Source organism: Pedobacter puniceum (genome assembly GCF_009674685.1).
Lineage (GTDB): Bacteria > Bacteroidota > Bacteroidia > Sphingobacteriales > Sphingobacteriaceae > Pseudopedobacter > Pseudopedobacter puniceum.
On record NZ_WKJI01000002.1, the window covers coordinates 461,028 to 475,578 of the forward strand.

At 33.5% G+C, this 14,551-nt stretch carries 11 protein-coding genes; 4 read left to right on the plus strand and 7 right to left on the minus strand.

Going from position 1 to position 14,551, the window contains the following annotated elements; translation table 11 throughout:
- Positions 1 to 11: 11 nt before the first annotated feature.
- The 4 genes from GJJ64_RS08640 to GJJ64_RS08655 all read right to left on the minus strand — a co-directional run bounded on the left by GJJ64_RS08640 (position 12) and on the right by GJJ64_RS08655 (position 6,551).
- Positions 12 to 1,289 (minus strand): hypothetical protein, encoded by a 1,278-nt coding sequence (locus tag GJJ64_RS08640; RefSeq protein WP_154287404.1) that lies wholly within the window; start codon positions 1,287 to 1,289, stop codon positions 12 to 14.
- Complete coding sequence (locus GJJ64_RS08645) at positions 1,286 to 3,514, minus strand: sensor histidine kinase (protein WP_154287405.1); 2,229 nt, start codon at positions 3,512 to 3,514, stop codon at positions 1,286 to 1,288. Before GJJ64_RS08645 ends, GJJ64_RS08640 begins: the two co-directional genes overlap by 4 nt.
- On the minus strand, positions 3,511 to 4,761 hold the full coding sequence (locus GJJ64_RS08650) for a DNA cytosine methyltransferase (protein WP_154287406.1): 1,251 nt from the start codon (positions 4,759 to 4,761) through the stop codon (positions 3,511 to 3,513). The genes GJJ64_RS08645 and GJJ64_RS08650 overlap by 4 nt, the downstream gene beginning before the upstream one ends.
- 725 nt (positions 4,762 to 5,486) lie before the next feature.
- Positions 5,487 to 6,551, minus strand: coding sequence for a branched-chain amino acid aminotransferase (locus GJJ64_RS08655; RefSeq protein WP_154287407.1), 1,065 nt, complete (start codon positions 6,549 to 6,551; stop codon positions 5,487 to 5,489).
- Positions 6,552 to 6,771: 220 nt separating this feature from the next.
- Here GJJ64_RS08655 and GJJ64_RS08660 point away from each other — a divergent pair, with 220 nt between their 5' ends.
- Positions 6,772 to 8,082: a voltage-gated chloride channel family protein gene (locus tag GJJ64_RS08660; RefSeq protein ID WP_229655499.1), complete on the plus strand. Its 1,311-nt coding sequence runs from the start codon at positions 6,772 to 6,774 to the stop codon at positions 8,080 to 8,082.
- An 11-nt stretch (positions 8,083 to 8,093) separates the two neighbouring features.
- Positions 8,094 to 8,561: a hypothetical protein gene (locus GJJ64_RS08665; RefSeq protein WP_154287408.1), complete on the plus strand. Its 468-nt coding sequence runs from the start codon at positions 8,094 to 8,096 to the stop codon at positions 8,559 to 8,561.
- A gap of 1,430 nt (positions 8,562 to 9,991) precedes the next feature.
- Here GJJ64_RS08665 and GJJ64_RS08670 read toward each other — a convergent pair.
- Complete coding sequence (locus tag GJJ64_RS08670; RefSeq protein ID WP_154287409.1) at positions 9,992 to 10,645, minus strand: YceH family protein; 654 nt, start codon at positions 10,643 to 10,645, stop codon at positions 9,992 to 9,994.
- 38 nt (positions 10,646 to 10,683) lie between these two features.
- On the opposite strand from GJJ64_RS08670, the gene GJJ64_RS08675 reads away from it, so the two are divergent.
- Positions 10,684 to 10,899, plus strand: coding sequence for a hypothetical protein (locus tag GJJ64_RS08675; protein ID WP_154287410.1), 216 nt, complete (start codon positions 10,684 to 10,686; stop codon positions 10,897 to 10,899).
- On the opposite strand, the gene GJJ64_RS08680 is transcribed toward GJJ64_RS08675, so the two are convergent.
- Complete coding sequence (locus GJJ64_RS08680) at positions 10,896 to 12,188, minus strand: HAD-IB family phosphatase (protein ID WP_154287411.1); 1,293 nt, start codon at positions 12,186 to 12,188, stop codon at positions 10,896 to 10,898. The genes GJJ64_RS08675 and GJJ64_RS08680 overlap by 4 nt on opposite strands.
- Positions 12,189 to 12,252: 64 nt before the next feature.
- Complete coding sequence (locus GJJ64_RS08685; RefSeq protein ID WP_154287412.1) at positions 12,253 to 13,227, minus strand: NAD-dependent epimerase/dehydratase family protein; 975 nt, start codon at positions 13,225 to 13,227, stop codon at positions 12,253 to 12,255.
- Positions 13,228 to 13,362: 135 nt separating this feature from the next.
- Here GJJ64_RS08685 and GJJ64_RS08690 point away from each other — a divergent pair, with 135 nt between their 5' ends.
- Positions 13,363 to 14,547, plus strand: a complete 1,185-nt coding sequence (locus GJJ64_RS08690; RefSeq protein ID WP_154287413.1) for a formimidoylglutamase — start codon at positions 13,363 to 13,365, stop codon at positions 14,545 to 14,547.
- Positions 14,548 to 14,551: the final 4 nt, after the last annotated feature.

Here is a 14,551-nt window from a genome sequence, read left to right on the forward strand (position 1 = left end):
TAGTCAATCATTTAGAATAATTGCGTTATTCCAAGTCGACTAGAATAACTGCTATACTCAACTTGAATTTCTGAAAGAAGCTCTTTGTTAAATACCTGTATGTTTTTAAATTTTTCTTTAAAAACTTTTTCTGGAACAGAAAAACTATATCGAAAGTCAAAAATTATTGTAACATCATTTTCTAAATCTGAGAAATGTAAATGTTCATACTTTTTAATTGAGTCTGGTAAAGTTGTATTACCAAAATCAATCTTGCCATTAATTTTTCTGGAAGCATTATAAATTATTATTCCACTAAGAAGTTTAATGTTTTTACCATATTTTTTTTGCGCAATATCACAAGGTCTAGAAAGCACCAAGACAATGTCTTCTATTTTAATTCCCTTATGTTTTTGAACATTAAATATTTTTTCCAACTTTGGATCATCTTGAATAGAATATAGATTTTTGAAAAGACTGTGATTATTTACAGAAATTAAACCTGGAGATATTAGACTTTCAGGGAGTTCTTTATTAAATTTAAAATGAAACCAACTATTTAGTTCTTTATCAGCCTCAGTATTGTTTACTTCTTGAAGATTGTAAAGTGTTTGTTGATTTAAATTACTTATTTCATAATCGATATTCTTTTTAGTGTTAGATATTAGTACTGTGTCTAATGCATCAAAAAGAATTGCTCTTTTATGCTTATAATCGTCAATCTCCTTTATCGAAGTACCACCGTGAGAAATTATTACTTTCTTTAATTTATCTACTAACAAAGCAGGATTTTTAGTTAGGTTTCCTATGATTTCATTCGTAGATTGTTTAACAGATTTTTTCCAAATTTGAATTTCTTCTAAAGATGGTGTTGAATCAAGTTGGCGATTTAAGTCTTCAATCAAAGTTTCAAAATTGTACCTAGTTTCATTTGGAACTTGAAACTCAATTTTACTCTTTGTGATTGTTAAAAATGGAACTAAATTATGAGTCATTAGTAGTTCGGAAATTTTTTCACCTTTACTTTTATCTTTTGTCCACATAACTAAGATGTAGAATGACTTGGGCTTAACAATTTGTCTTACCCAACCAGCACATAATTCTGGGTCGAATTTATCTGAGTAATGTAAATCCAAAAAGATTAAACTAACGTCAGATAAAGGAGATGCGGGAGGAGCATCACCTTCAAATAAATCGGGATTGTATACTTTACAACCTATTCCTTTTTGAGAGAAATAATCATAAATCCCTTGAATTTCTTCACGGACATCGTCAACTATAACAACGTTTGGTTCTAAGTAATTTATCATAATTGTCCTTTATTAAATACTAGTTTTACAATAGCACCATCTAAATTTGATGGAATCCCAAGTTCATATGCTTCTTCATTATTATTTAAAATATCAAATTTCCCATATTTCAGCATAATAGTATCAACTAAATAAAGACCTATACCAATACCGTCAGCCTTCCTTGAAAAGAAAGGACGAATAAGTTCTGAAATGTCATCTTTAAAGCCAGGACCATTATCTGCTATTAGAATAATAATTGATTCTTCTTCTTTAAGAACCTTTAAATAAATTTCTTTTGACTCTTTATAAACTGTGTCTAGCCAATAGATGCTATTATCAATCAAATTCATAAGGACAGTAATAAAGAATCTCTTGTCGCATTTTAGAGTTTTGATTGTATCCTCAATATCAATTCTATATGAAATTTTCCTATCTAAAAGTTTTAATTTATAATTATTAAAAGCTCTATGAACTGATTCTTGTATATCTATATCTTTATCACCACCTTTTCTTAATACTGAAATTATTCCTTCCGTGTACTGTTTTAGTTCTTCAACTTGGTTTGTAATTACTTCCTTTCTTAATGGAATTGATTTGACAGTTTCTTCCATTCTTGGAACTAACTTTTCAATTTCGTGTAATGCAACTGATGCAGTCATTCCAACACCCGCAGGAATTAATAAGATTTTCTTATCTTCCTCATATTTTTTTTCAATTGATTCAGCTTCCTCTAAAATACGCTTCTTCTTCTCCTCATTATTCAGGTCTGCATCATCAAGCAACTTTTTAAATAAATTTATTTTATCATCAAATAGTAGCTTGGTTTTCTTTTTATTTAATCTATACCATCTTTCTCTATCCTTTTTCCTTTCTGATTGAAATTGAATAAGTATATAATCAAGAATGTGCTTAAAAAGTAGAAATGATTTATTCTCAACGAATCCTTCCCGATTTGTTTTTTCAACTAAAGAACTTGACTTCTCTGAATCAAGATATACATATCCAAAAACTAAGTTGTTAGAGAACCAACTAGGATCTTGAACCCTTTTTAAGTCTATTCCCAACCAATCGTTTCCCTTTTCACCATAATCGAATACTCTTAAATCTCCCTTGTAAACTTTAATACCTGAATTATCTTTCAATATTCTTTTTATCACTTGAGGTTCGTTTGTATAGTCCCTCATTGAATCAGAATCTAAGTCGAAAGTATTTAGTTCAAATAGCAAGCTACCAAATGGGATTTTTTCTTCATTATCAAAATCTGATAGAATTTGTTCTAACTGCTCTTTGGGATACTCTTTTTGTTCTAATTCTTTCCTTATGAAAGGTTTAATGTCACCTTTAATGTTCTTTTCATATAAAGTTGGATTTTCTTTCCCGTTTATTTTTCGCGAACCTATTTTAGTGTTGTTTTTAAGAGAAAACTCGTATTCAAAACTTAGATTATATTTATCATCAATTAAAGCATAAAGTTTAAAAGGGGATTCATCAAGTATGCTACTTGCGCTTGGAAAATCTGTTAGCCACTGGTTATCGAAACTTAAATTTATTCTGAAATTTAATTCTGAAAGTTTTGGTGACAACATTGAAATTGTATGTCCTTTCAGGTCTCTTGCCATACCTTTAGTCCAAGTTTCTTTTAAACCACTTAAATGTATATATGTACCACTTGTATTTTTAAACCTAAAAGTTGTTGAATCCTTTCTTAGCTTCCATTTAATAGGGATATCAGATAAATGCTTGGATTGATTAAAGTCTTTCCAATTTATAAATAACTCGATTTCATAGTCTGCTAACTCTTTTGAAATTATTTCTTTAGCATTTTCATCATGTTTTACTAATAAAGGTCTTGATATCAATAATATTTTGGTACTCAATTTATGAACAGCAAATCGACCAACCCCTTTTTCACCCATAGGGATTCTATTAAAAATTGGCGATTTTGATGTTTCTCTTATACCATCTCTGTTTACAGGTTTTCTAAAGTCAGAGCCTGGTTCAAGCCAAACATCTTCTACAATTTCACTTGTCATTCCAATCCCATCATCTTCTACTATTATTGAAGCTTTTTCCAAATCATCAACATCCCGAAAATATACATCAACTTTATTCGCATCAGCATCATAGCTGTTTTTAACAAGCTCATATATTGCCATTACAGGATTTTTAATAAGCTCCTCTCCAAGTAGTGTAAGAATATGGGCCTTGGGTTTAAAATGCTTCTCCTTTAACTCTTCATTCATAATATTTCCTTAATCTTTTCTGCAATAACCTTAGCCATTAAAGGTGGTACAGCATTTCCAATTTGTTTAAATGCAGCCGTTCTGTTAGCGCCTTCTCTCTCTCCTTCAAAATAATAGTCATCAGGGAAAGACTGTAAGCGAGCCGCTTCTCTAACACTTAAAGATCTATTCTGCTGAATATCAGGGTGAATATAGTAATGACCATCTTTAGCGATATGAGCCACTACTGTTTGCGAGTAAGGTAAATCTGCTGCAACTACTTTAAACCTATCAAAAAATGAATCTCTATTATGATGTGTTTTGAGCTCTTCATCTAAGTCATTATAATTCAGCCGTTCTTTATTATTGTTCCATTTACGAACTGCCTCTTTATAAATTTTTTTATCTAAATCTCTATGCGGACGAGCTATATGTTGAGTTAGAACATCTATTCCATTACGTAAAGCATAAGACTTTAAGTACTCAGTTGTTTCAGTTCTGTATTTTAAATATTTATCTGCGCCTCCACCAGCTTTTATAACTGGTAAATCTTGTAATAAATCCTTGACTAAATAATTGCTTTCTGTAACAAATTCTTCTAGGTTTGGGATATTAATCTTTTTATCATTTTTCCATCCCAAAATGATAATCCGTTTCCTATTCTGTAAAACGCCAAATTTTTTTGCCTCGAGAGTGAATAATTTTATTTGATAACCTTTTTGGTTAAAAATCTTCTCCATTTCTTGGAGATAGTAGCCCCCTTTTGCTGATTTTAATCCTAAAACATTTTCAAAAACAAACATTTTGGGTTTATACTTTTCTAAATACTCGGCATACTGTATAAATAAATAATTTCTAGGGTCACCTTCCATTTTTGTTTTAGAACGTGATCTTCCAACTAATGAATATGCTTGGCATGGTGGCCCTCCAATGATTAAATCAACCTTTTTATTCCCTAAAGATTTATCTATTTGCTTTTGAACCGCATTATTATTTTCAGTGCCAATAGGTAGATTGATAATAGAGTCTAGAATATTCTTAGGTATAATTGAATATAACTGATTGCGTGTTATTTCTCCTTTTAAATAAGAAATATAGCTATTGTAGTTATTACCATTTTTCAAGTAATGATAAGCGGCTCTTGTTCTTAAAGTATTACAAGCAGAATTTTCAATTTCAACGTGAGCAATAGGCTCAAAACCAGCTTGGATAAATCCTTCTGAAAGCCCTCCTGCTCCTGCAAATAAGTCTATGAAATTGTATGTCATTTATTCTATAAATTTATTTAAACCTTAAAAATAAGATTATAATAATTTAAATACTATCTATTTGTTTAACATGGTAAAAATCTATTCTAAAATTTCAAGGCAGCATTTATCTTATAAATAGTCACACATATTTAGTGAGAAATTTTTTAAAACACAAATTAATATTTAAGTGTATTAGCTAACATTTAAAATCATACTTAATTTTATTGTTTACAAAACCCAAACTATTTAACATTTAAATTGAAGAGTAAAGGTGTTTCATGTTATCATTTAATATACCTTCGTGTATCCTCTCCTCAAAAATCCACCCCAAATTTCTATTCATTTCACCTTAAATTCTTGTCATTGCTGATTCATAGTGTTTTTAAAAAACCAGTTATATTTTAAGTTTCCAGAGTACAGTTACTAAGCCCATATAGATAAAAAGCTTTTAAAGCCATTAAAATACCCACATTGAGATATGAAAATTTTAATAGGTGTTTCTATAGCACAAAGATTTGGTGATTTTACGAGAATAAATTTCACTAAAATGGGTAGGGACCTTCTTCGAGACAGCTTCGAGACTTCTTCGAGAAATATTCCTTCGGTTCTGAACAAACCCCGAACAAGCCACGAAGCAGGTAGCTTAGTGTATCATTAAGATTTTTAAACCCATCCACAAAAACTAAAAAAACCCTTAACAAATTGCTAAGGGTTTTCTTTTTTTATCTTAAAATACAGAGAGCTTAAACAATATAATTCCAGCCTCTGGTATCTTCAATTCTACCGCATTTAAGATCATCTAAAGTGCTTCTCATCTTGTTTGCAAAAACACTTTCTGATGGGTTTGGCAATTCATAAACCTTACCTTCATGGGTAATAGTAGCTATTTGTGCAATGGTAGCAGCAGTACCAGCACCAAAGGCATCGCTACAAGTTCCGTTTTGGATAGCTTCTAAAACCTCAGCAACAGCAACTCTTCTTTCTTCAACCTCATAACCAAAATCTTTAGCTAAGGTTAAAACACTATCTCGGGTAACGCCATTTAAAATGGTATCACGAGTAGATGGGGTAATCACTTTGTTATTAATTACAAAAGCGATGTTTGCTGCACCCATTTCTTCAATAAACTCGTGGTTTTTAGCGTCTGTCCAAATCAATTGGTCATAACCTTGCTCCAAAGCTTTTTTTGCCGGATACATAGAACCGCCGTAATTTCCGGCAGCTTTAGCATAGCCATAGCCACCTTCGCAAGCTCTAGAAAATTCGGTTTCTACTTTAACATTTAAGTTTTTGGAAAAATATGCACCAACAGGGCAAGTTAATATCATAAACTTATACGTTTCTGATGGCGTTACACCTAAAAACCTATCGGTAGCAAACATATAAGGTCTGATGTATAAAGAATATCCTTCTCTTGTAGGAATCCAATCTCTTTCTACATCTACCAAAGCTGCAATGCTTTTTACAAAAACATCTTCTGGTAAAGTAGGCATACACATACGCTCTGCAGATTTATTGAAACGTACTGCATTTTTATCCGGACGGAAAACAGAAACCTTTCCATCAGCATGTTTATAGGCTTTTAAGCCTTCAAAAAAAGACTGTCCGTAGTGTAAAGAAGAAATGGCCGGACTCACACTTATATCACCGTAAGGTACAATCTCAAAATTTTGCCACTGCCCATCAACATAATCAGCAACAAGCATATGGTCTGTAAATACCCTACCAAAAGGTAAATTATCAAAATCAACCTGTGGCAATCTAGACTCTTTAACCTTAGTTATTTTAATATCAAGTGTTTCCAACATAATCTTCCTTTCTAAATATATAGCTTGCAAAATTACAATATTTGTTTGATTAAGAATTTCTTAAACGTCATAAAATTCAAATTTGTTGATACTGATGTTAGGCCTTAAGCCTATAAAATAGGTTTTGAACGAATTTGTTTTATTTTTGAGCATTGGCAGGTAAGTTTTATTACTTTTTGAAATTTATAGGGTAAAAAGCTTAGCACAAGCCTCCATTTTAATGATGAACGATACCAAACCCAAGCTTAATCAAATAGAAAAGTTAAAGCAACTTACTTTTTTGGATAACTTGCTTGGCTTCAAGTTTTTATTGAAGTGGTTGTTCATCTGTAGTATTGTTGGTGCTTTAAGCGGAACAGCATCAGCCTGGTTTTTGATGGCTTTAAATTGGGCTACTAACTTTCGGGAACAACATTTATGGATAATTGCTTTTTTACCCTTATCGGGGATGCTTATCATTTTTTTTTATGAGAAGCTAAATAAGGAAGCATCAAGAGGTAATAACCTCATCATCGAAGAAATACATCAACCCAAGAAGAAAATCTCTTTTTGGATGGCACCTCTTATATTTGTTGGCACAGTGGCAACGCATCTATTCGGAGGTTCGGCAGGCAGAGAAGGTTCGGCCGTACAAATGGGGGCAGCCTTGGCAGATGAAACCAATAGTTGGCTAAAACTTAAAAAAAGAGACCGCAGAATTTTATTGATGTGTGGTGTGAGTGCCGGTTTTGCCTCTTTATTTGGTACACCACTGGCAGCAACTTTATTCGCCTTAGAAGTATTTTTAATTGGTGCCATTGTTTACGAAGCTATTTTACCTTGTCTTCTTGCTGCTGTTGTTGCCTATTGGGTTTGTAATCTGTGGGACCCTGGGCATAGTCATTACATCATTCAGAATATCCCAGATTTAAATGTATTAAATATCTTGATAGCCGTTCTAGCCGGTATTGTATTCGGTTTAACCGGAAGATTATTTGCCAATACCAATCACTTTATAAATAACAGTTTTAAACAATATATTCCTAATGTTTACGCCCAACCTGTAGTAGGTGCCTGTATGGTGATTTGTTTTTTATTGATTTGGGGCGATACACAATACATTGGTTTAGGTTTAGACACGATAGAAAATGCCTTCCATGTACAGCAACCTTATTATGGCTTCATTATCAAGATTTTGTTAACAGCTATAACCTTAGGTGCAGGTTTTAAAGGTGGTGAAGTTACACCCTTGTTTTTTATTGGAGCTACTTTAGGCAGTGCCTTATCAGGCATATTACCGTTACCTATAGATTTATTAAGCGGAATGGGATTTGTAGCCGTGTTCACTGCTGCTGCCAATACCCCTTTAGCTTGTATTTTAATGGGGATTGAGCTTTTTGGAGCATCTTCTGCCGTTTATATAGCTATAAGTTGTGTGGTGGCTTACTTGTTTTCTGGTCATAACGGTATTTATAGCTCGCAAAAAATAGGAAGCGCAAAACATCCCTTTTGGATAAGACAAAGCGGAAAAAATTTAAGTACATTTAATTAAAATATAAAACCATGAAAAAATCAGTATTTGCAGCTTTATTTATATCGGCCTCTGTATGGATGGCTTGTAATCAAAATCAGCCTAAAACAACGCAAACAGACACTACGGTAGTGGCAGAAAGCGAAGATGCTTTAGCCTCACAATGCTTTACAGCGGTTGTAGGAAAAGACTCGGCCAATCTTAAAATAAATAACCTTGATGGTAAAATAACTGGCGAGTTGGCTTTTAATTTCTTTGAAAAGGATGATAGCCAAGGCGAAATAAAAGGAGAGTTTAAAGGCGATACACTTTTTGTTGATTATACTTTTAAAGCAGAAGGTACCATTTCTAAAAATCCATTAGCTTTCTTGAAAAAAGACGGAAAATTATATCAAGGTTATGGCGAGATAGAATCATATTTAGGAAAAACCTATTTTAAAGATCATGCTGCCATCAGTTTTGATAAAGGTTTTGTATTTGAAGAGAGTGAGTGTAAATAGAAGATTTATTTCTTATAAATTTTAAGTTTAGGATGTTTGTGAAGGGCATCCTGAACTTAACTATTGTTTGTGTAAATGGGCTTTCAAATCCTAGCTGGGTAATAGTTTCTTTCTTTTCCGGCTATGGCGTTTTCGCACAAGGCTTTCCGGCCTCATAGGCGGCCAGCCCTAGGCACTTTTTTCTTGAAAAAAAAAGTGAACAAAAAACGAGGAACGAGTTCATGAATGCCTAAGAAAAACCATAAACAAAAAATGAATAATTCAAGGCTGATGAATATTTGTCGTTGCGTCTATATAAATCTTTATCCACAATCCTGAGTGGTGTGAATGCTATTGCTTGATGAAAGTATTTACAACACCCGTTGGATTGTTTCCTGATACTGCTTTATGAGAGTTTTTATAAAAGATTTATTTGACTACACTTCCAAATCTCCATATGCCATCCCTCGTTCTTAGGAAAAGTTTGATTTAATATTATTGGAAGTTCCTAAATATCCACTTTCTAGGGTCTTTGTACTATGTACTTTCTACTCTGTACTTTATACTTTCTACTCTGTACTTTATACTTTCTACTCTGTACTTTATACTTTCTACTCTGTACTTTTTACTTTATACTCCCAGACAGGAACAACCATTCATAAAAAACAGCCTATCCCGAAGTGTGTGAGCAATCCCCCAGAGCCAGAAAAACGAAAAAACAGCAGCAGAAATTAAAAAATCTTACACTTCCAAGCCTATAGCGTATGCGGTTTTGCGTTAAAGCTTTTACTAACTTTCAATAAGCATAAACGAGCAAAAATAAGCGCTCCCTGTTTTTGAGTGTGGGTAAGCCTTGTGTGGCAAAGGCTCCTGTGGGATTGATCAAGGATTTTGATTACTTTTTTCCTCTAAAAAGTAATGGGCCCCGCCGGCTCTTGAGGCGGATAATTATTATCATTAAAGATTACTAAACTAAGTGAAGCTTATGATAATGGCAATTCGCTCAAGGCTTTCCGGCCTCATAGGCGACCAGCCCTAGGCACTTTTTTCTTGATAAAAATTGAACAAAAAACGAGGAACGAGTTCATGAATGCCTAAGAAAAACCATAAACAAAAAATGAATAAATCAAGGCTGATGAATATTTGTCGTTGCGTCTAAATAAATCTTTATCCACAATCCTGAGTGGTGTGAATGCTATTGCTTGATGAAAGTATTTACAACACCCGTTGGATTGTTTCCTGATACTGCTTTATGAGAGTTTTTACAAAAGATTTATTTGACTACACTTCCAAATCTTCATAGGCCATCCCTCGTTCTTAGGAAAAGTTTGATTTAATATTATTGGAAGTTCCTAAATATCCGCTTTTAGGGTCTTTCTACTTTGTACTCTGTACTCTATACTTTTTACTTTCTACTCTAAACTTTCTACTTACTACTCTCTACGCTATAACTATCCCATCAATTCTTTCATCAGCTTATCAAAAGCAGCTTTTAACTCGGCTAGTTCATCCTCAACTTTAGCTAAACGAGCTTCCAACTCACCAACTGATTTGCGAGCAGGTTCCTCAGGTAAATCATCATCTTCATCTAATACAACATCAGCAAATAGATGGGCATATCTAGCTTCTTTTTGTCCGGCTCTTTTGGGCAATTGTACTACATAAGCTGGTTCTTCTGTAGCTAGTTTTTCTAAAGTTTGCTGTACATCTTCTATAGATTCAAACTCATATAATCTACCAGAATTGGTGTTTAGTTCGCCAGGTGTTTGCGGACCGCGTAGAAACAACAAGCAAATTAAAGCCACTTCTTGTGGCACAACCGGAAAAACAATAGCAAAATTATGTTTGTACTTTACCGTTCTGCTACCACCACCTGTTGCAGTAGAAATTAAGCCCTTTTTCTTTAATGAGTCTAAAGTCATCACTACCGTTTCTTCATCATAAGCAACAACAGGTTTACGCGATGTCTTCTGATTACAAGCTGCTGTTAAAGCATTCAGCGTCATAGGGTAATAATCTGGAGTAGTTTTACTCTTTTCCATCAAAGCACCTAAAACTCTTATCTCTTCAGCATTTAGAATGGGTAATATTTGGCTATTGCTCATAAAAAGAATGTTTATTAAATTAGAATAAATTTTTAGCTATGAAAACTCTTAAATATACTGCTTTAACTGGCTTTTTAGTAGGATTAACTTTCTCAATTATTGGTGCTTTAAGCAAGATTAACCATATCCAAGGTGGAAAAATATGGATGAATATTGGTCTTTTTGCTTTTCCAATAATGCTCTTAAGTGTTGTTGCCTTGTTTATTTACTTTGTGATGAACTACTTGAAACTAAAAAAGCAGCTTAGGGCCTAATACAAGACCCTAAACTTAATGGTATTTTCTACCTTACGCATTTCTTTAAGTAAGGCTTTATCGTATTCTGTATCGGTATCGGTAATTACATATCCAATTAAAGGGTTGGTCATTAAGAACTGCCCCACAATATTGATTTGGTGTTTAGCCAATACTTTGGTGATTTTAGCCATTACACCCGGTACGTTTTCATGAATATGGATAAGCCTGTGCGAACCTGCAATTTTTGGCAATTGCAGATTAGGAAAATTACTACTCATGTAGGTGGTTCCGGTATTGATAAAATCGGCCATACGGCGAGCAATAAGCGTTTTGTGGGTAAGATTGCTCTTTACACTATCAAAAACTACGATACCCATTTCGGTACATACATCAAAATCTATATTACCTTTGGCATTGCCAAAATAGCCTATTGTTTTAAGCTTTCCGGCTTTTTTAAGTGTAGCTTTATCTACCTTTTCACCATCAGCCAAAAGTAACATCCCTACATCTTTAACATATTTATCCTCAAAGGTTTCTTTGTGTCTGATAGAAAACCCATCCTTTTTAAGTAATTGAATACTTTCTTCCGGAACATTACCTACCACTAAACATAAAATTCTGTTTTTAGGGTAAGAAATAGCTCTTGGCAAATCACTTACATAAAGAAACTCATCAAAACTTGGGGTTACATGGTCTGCCTTTTCGGCAACTGCTTTACGCTCAATATTTTCGGTATAAGCAAAGAACTTTTTAATTAAGCCCGATTCTTTCAATTGGAAATCAGAATGACCATCGCCAATGCCATAAATATCACCTTTCAAAGACATCCTTTGTAAAAGTTTTACTTTACCCCCTTCTTCTGATAGTGGGTTAGCTTTATCATAACCGATGATTTTACCTTGCTCGTCAAAGATGAAGGTATTGGCATAAATATTCTCCTTTTTGATATGGTAAGGCGTTACTACAGGTGTAATAAATTCTTTAAAACCACCAGAAACGATTAATACTTCTTTAGCATGTTTTTTAAAAAACACCTTATTTCTAGAGAAAGAAGCAGAAACTTTGGTTTTTAGATGTTTGATAAGCTTTTTTAAATCGTCTTTATTAGCCTCTAACAATTTAACCCTGCCTTCTAAACTTTCGGAGAAAGAAAGTTTACCTTCCATAGCTAAATTGGTAAGGTCTTCTATTTTTTTGTAGATGGCTTCTCTATCTGGATGATTTTTTAGAGATATTCTTGCCAGTTCATCTAATGCTTCCACCTGTGTGAAAGTACTATCGAAATCTATGATAAAATACTGATTCAAAGCTTAAAAAATTTTAAGCCCAAAAATGCATAAATGATTTTAAAAAAATGGAAAATTAGAGAAATTAAAATGATTTTATACCATTTACACTTTTGGTAATGCTCATGTTTACCGGGGTAAAGTGATAAGAAAGCAAGGAAGAAACCTTATCATTACTATACTCTTGGGTTTGAAATGCTGCTTTTAGCAAATCTTTTGACACCACAGGTATTTTAATTTTAAGCAAACGTAAAAAAGAAGCTAAGCGCCAAAACAATCTTGCTTGCCATTCTTTTAGTTCTTTTTCTGGGGCTTTTAAGTTTAAGGCCACAGCAATTTCTGTAAATAAACGTTTAAAACTGTAATTTTCTGCATTGATGATAAAACGCTCATTTATCACTTCATGCTCCATCAGCTTAATCATTAAACAGGCCACATCTTCTACATCTACTAAGCCTGTACCACCTGATGTGTAGTAGTTTAAACCTTTTTTTACGGTTTCAAATATTTTACCACTGCCTTGTTTTCCTATACCTGCACCAATAATAACAGAAGGATTTACAATAACCGCTTTCAAACCTTCCTCTATACCACGCCAAACTTCCATTTCTGCCCGGTATTTAGAGATAGCGTAAGCGCCATTTTTATCATAAGCATCCCAATAATTGTTTTCTGTGATGATTTCGCCAGGTTTAACTTGGCCCAATGCAGCAATTGAACTTACATGAAGCAACTTTGTGATGCCGAAGCTTAAACATAGGTTTACGATATTGGCTGTTCCATCAACATTGATGGCCATCATTTCCTTTTCGTTGTAATTATTTAAAGAAACATAAGCCGCACAATGGTAAACATGAGTAATACCCTCAAAAGCATCTATTAAGTCTGCAATATCTAAGATATCAGCATCAACCCAATCTATTTGATTTTGATAAGGTTTTAAGACTTCCGGAATTACAGAAGACACTCTTTTGATACACCTTACTTTATGCTCACGAACTAAAAGTTGTTTGGTAAGTTGTGCACCCAAAAATCCTGTTGCTCCTGTAATTAAAATCATGCCGCTAATTTAAAAAGGCAAATTAAATATTCTTAGCTGATTAATAGCAGCTAAAAATGATATAAAATGTTTAATCGTAATTTTTAATATCAATTAACAGAAAAATTAGATATTTGATTTGATTTATACCAAAATATGTCGTTAGCAGATTTTTTCTCTCCCATCAATATTGAAAAACTTAAACCTAAAACTGGTTTTTTCACCAGCCATTTAGGCATGAAAATTACTGCTTATGAAACAGATTTTCCTGTTTTAGAAGATGCTAGTTTTGATGTAGCCATTATTGGCGTTTGCGATGATAGAGGCGCTATCAACAACCAAGGTTGTGCTTTGGGGCCCGATTATATTCGCGAGAAATTATACAGCCTCAATGAAGGTGCATATAAATCTAAAATTGTTGATTTAGGAAATATCTTACCCGGCCATCAGTTATCAGACACTTATATTGCCTTAAAAACTGTTACTACCGAGCTGATAAAGTTGAATATTTTGCCGCTTATCATCGGCGGAAGCCAAGATTTAACCTATGCACAGTACCTAGGCTATGAAGATTTAGAGCAAAAGGTAGATTTATTGGTAATAGATTCTCATTTTGATATGAATGAGGCAGAGGAAGAAGAAACTTTAGCTACAGATGCCATGTCTTACCTCAATAAAATATTCTTGCATCAACCTAATTACTTATTCAACTTTAGCAATTTAGGCTACCAAACTTATTTTGTAAGTCAGGATAGTTTAAGGGTGATGGATAAGCTATTTTTTGATGCACAACGTTTAGGGGAAATTAGTGGCGCCGTAAACTTAGCAGAACCTACTATTAGAAACGCTAATATGATAAGTTTTGATATCAGTAGCATACGTTCTTCTGATGCGGTGGCCAATGGAAATGCTGCGCCTAATGGTTTTTACGGCGAAGAGGCTTGTCAGCTTTGTAGATATGCTGGCTATAGTGACAAATTAAGCTCGATAGGTTTTTACGAATTTAATCCGGCTTATGATCAAAATGGGCAATCAGCTATGTTGATGGCACAAATGATTTGGTGTTTCTTAGATGGTTTTTATAACCGTAAGAAAGATTTCCCGATGAACCCTAAATCAGATTATATCGTATATAAGACCAGTTTACAGGAAGATGGTCATGAGCTGATTTTTGTTAAAAGTAAAAAAACAGATCGTTGGTGGATGCAAGTACCTTATCCATCAGCTGGCTCTAAAAATGAAAGATTTCATTTTGTACCTTGCTTGTATGAAGATTATCAGCTGGCTGTTAATGGTGAAATGCCAGATTTATGGTGGCGTACATATCAAAAATTAAACTAAAACG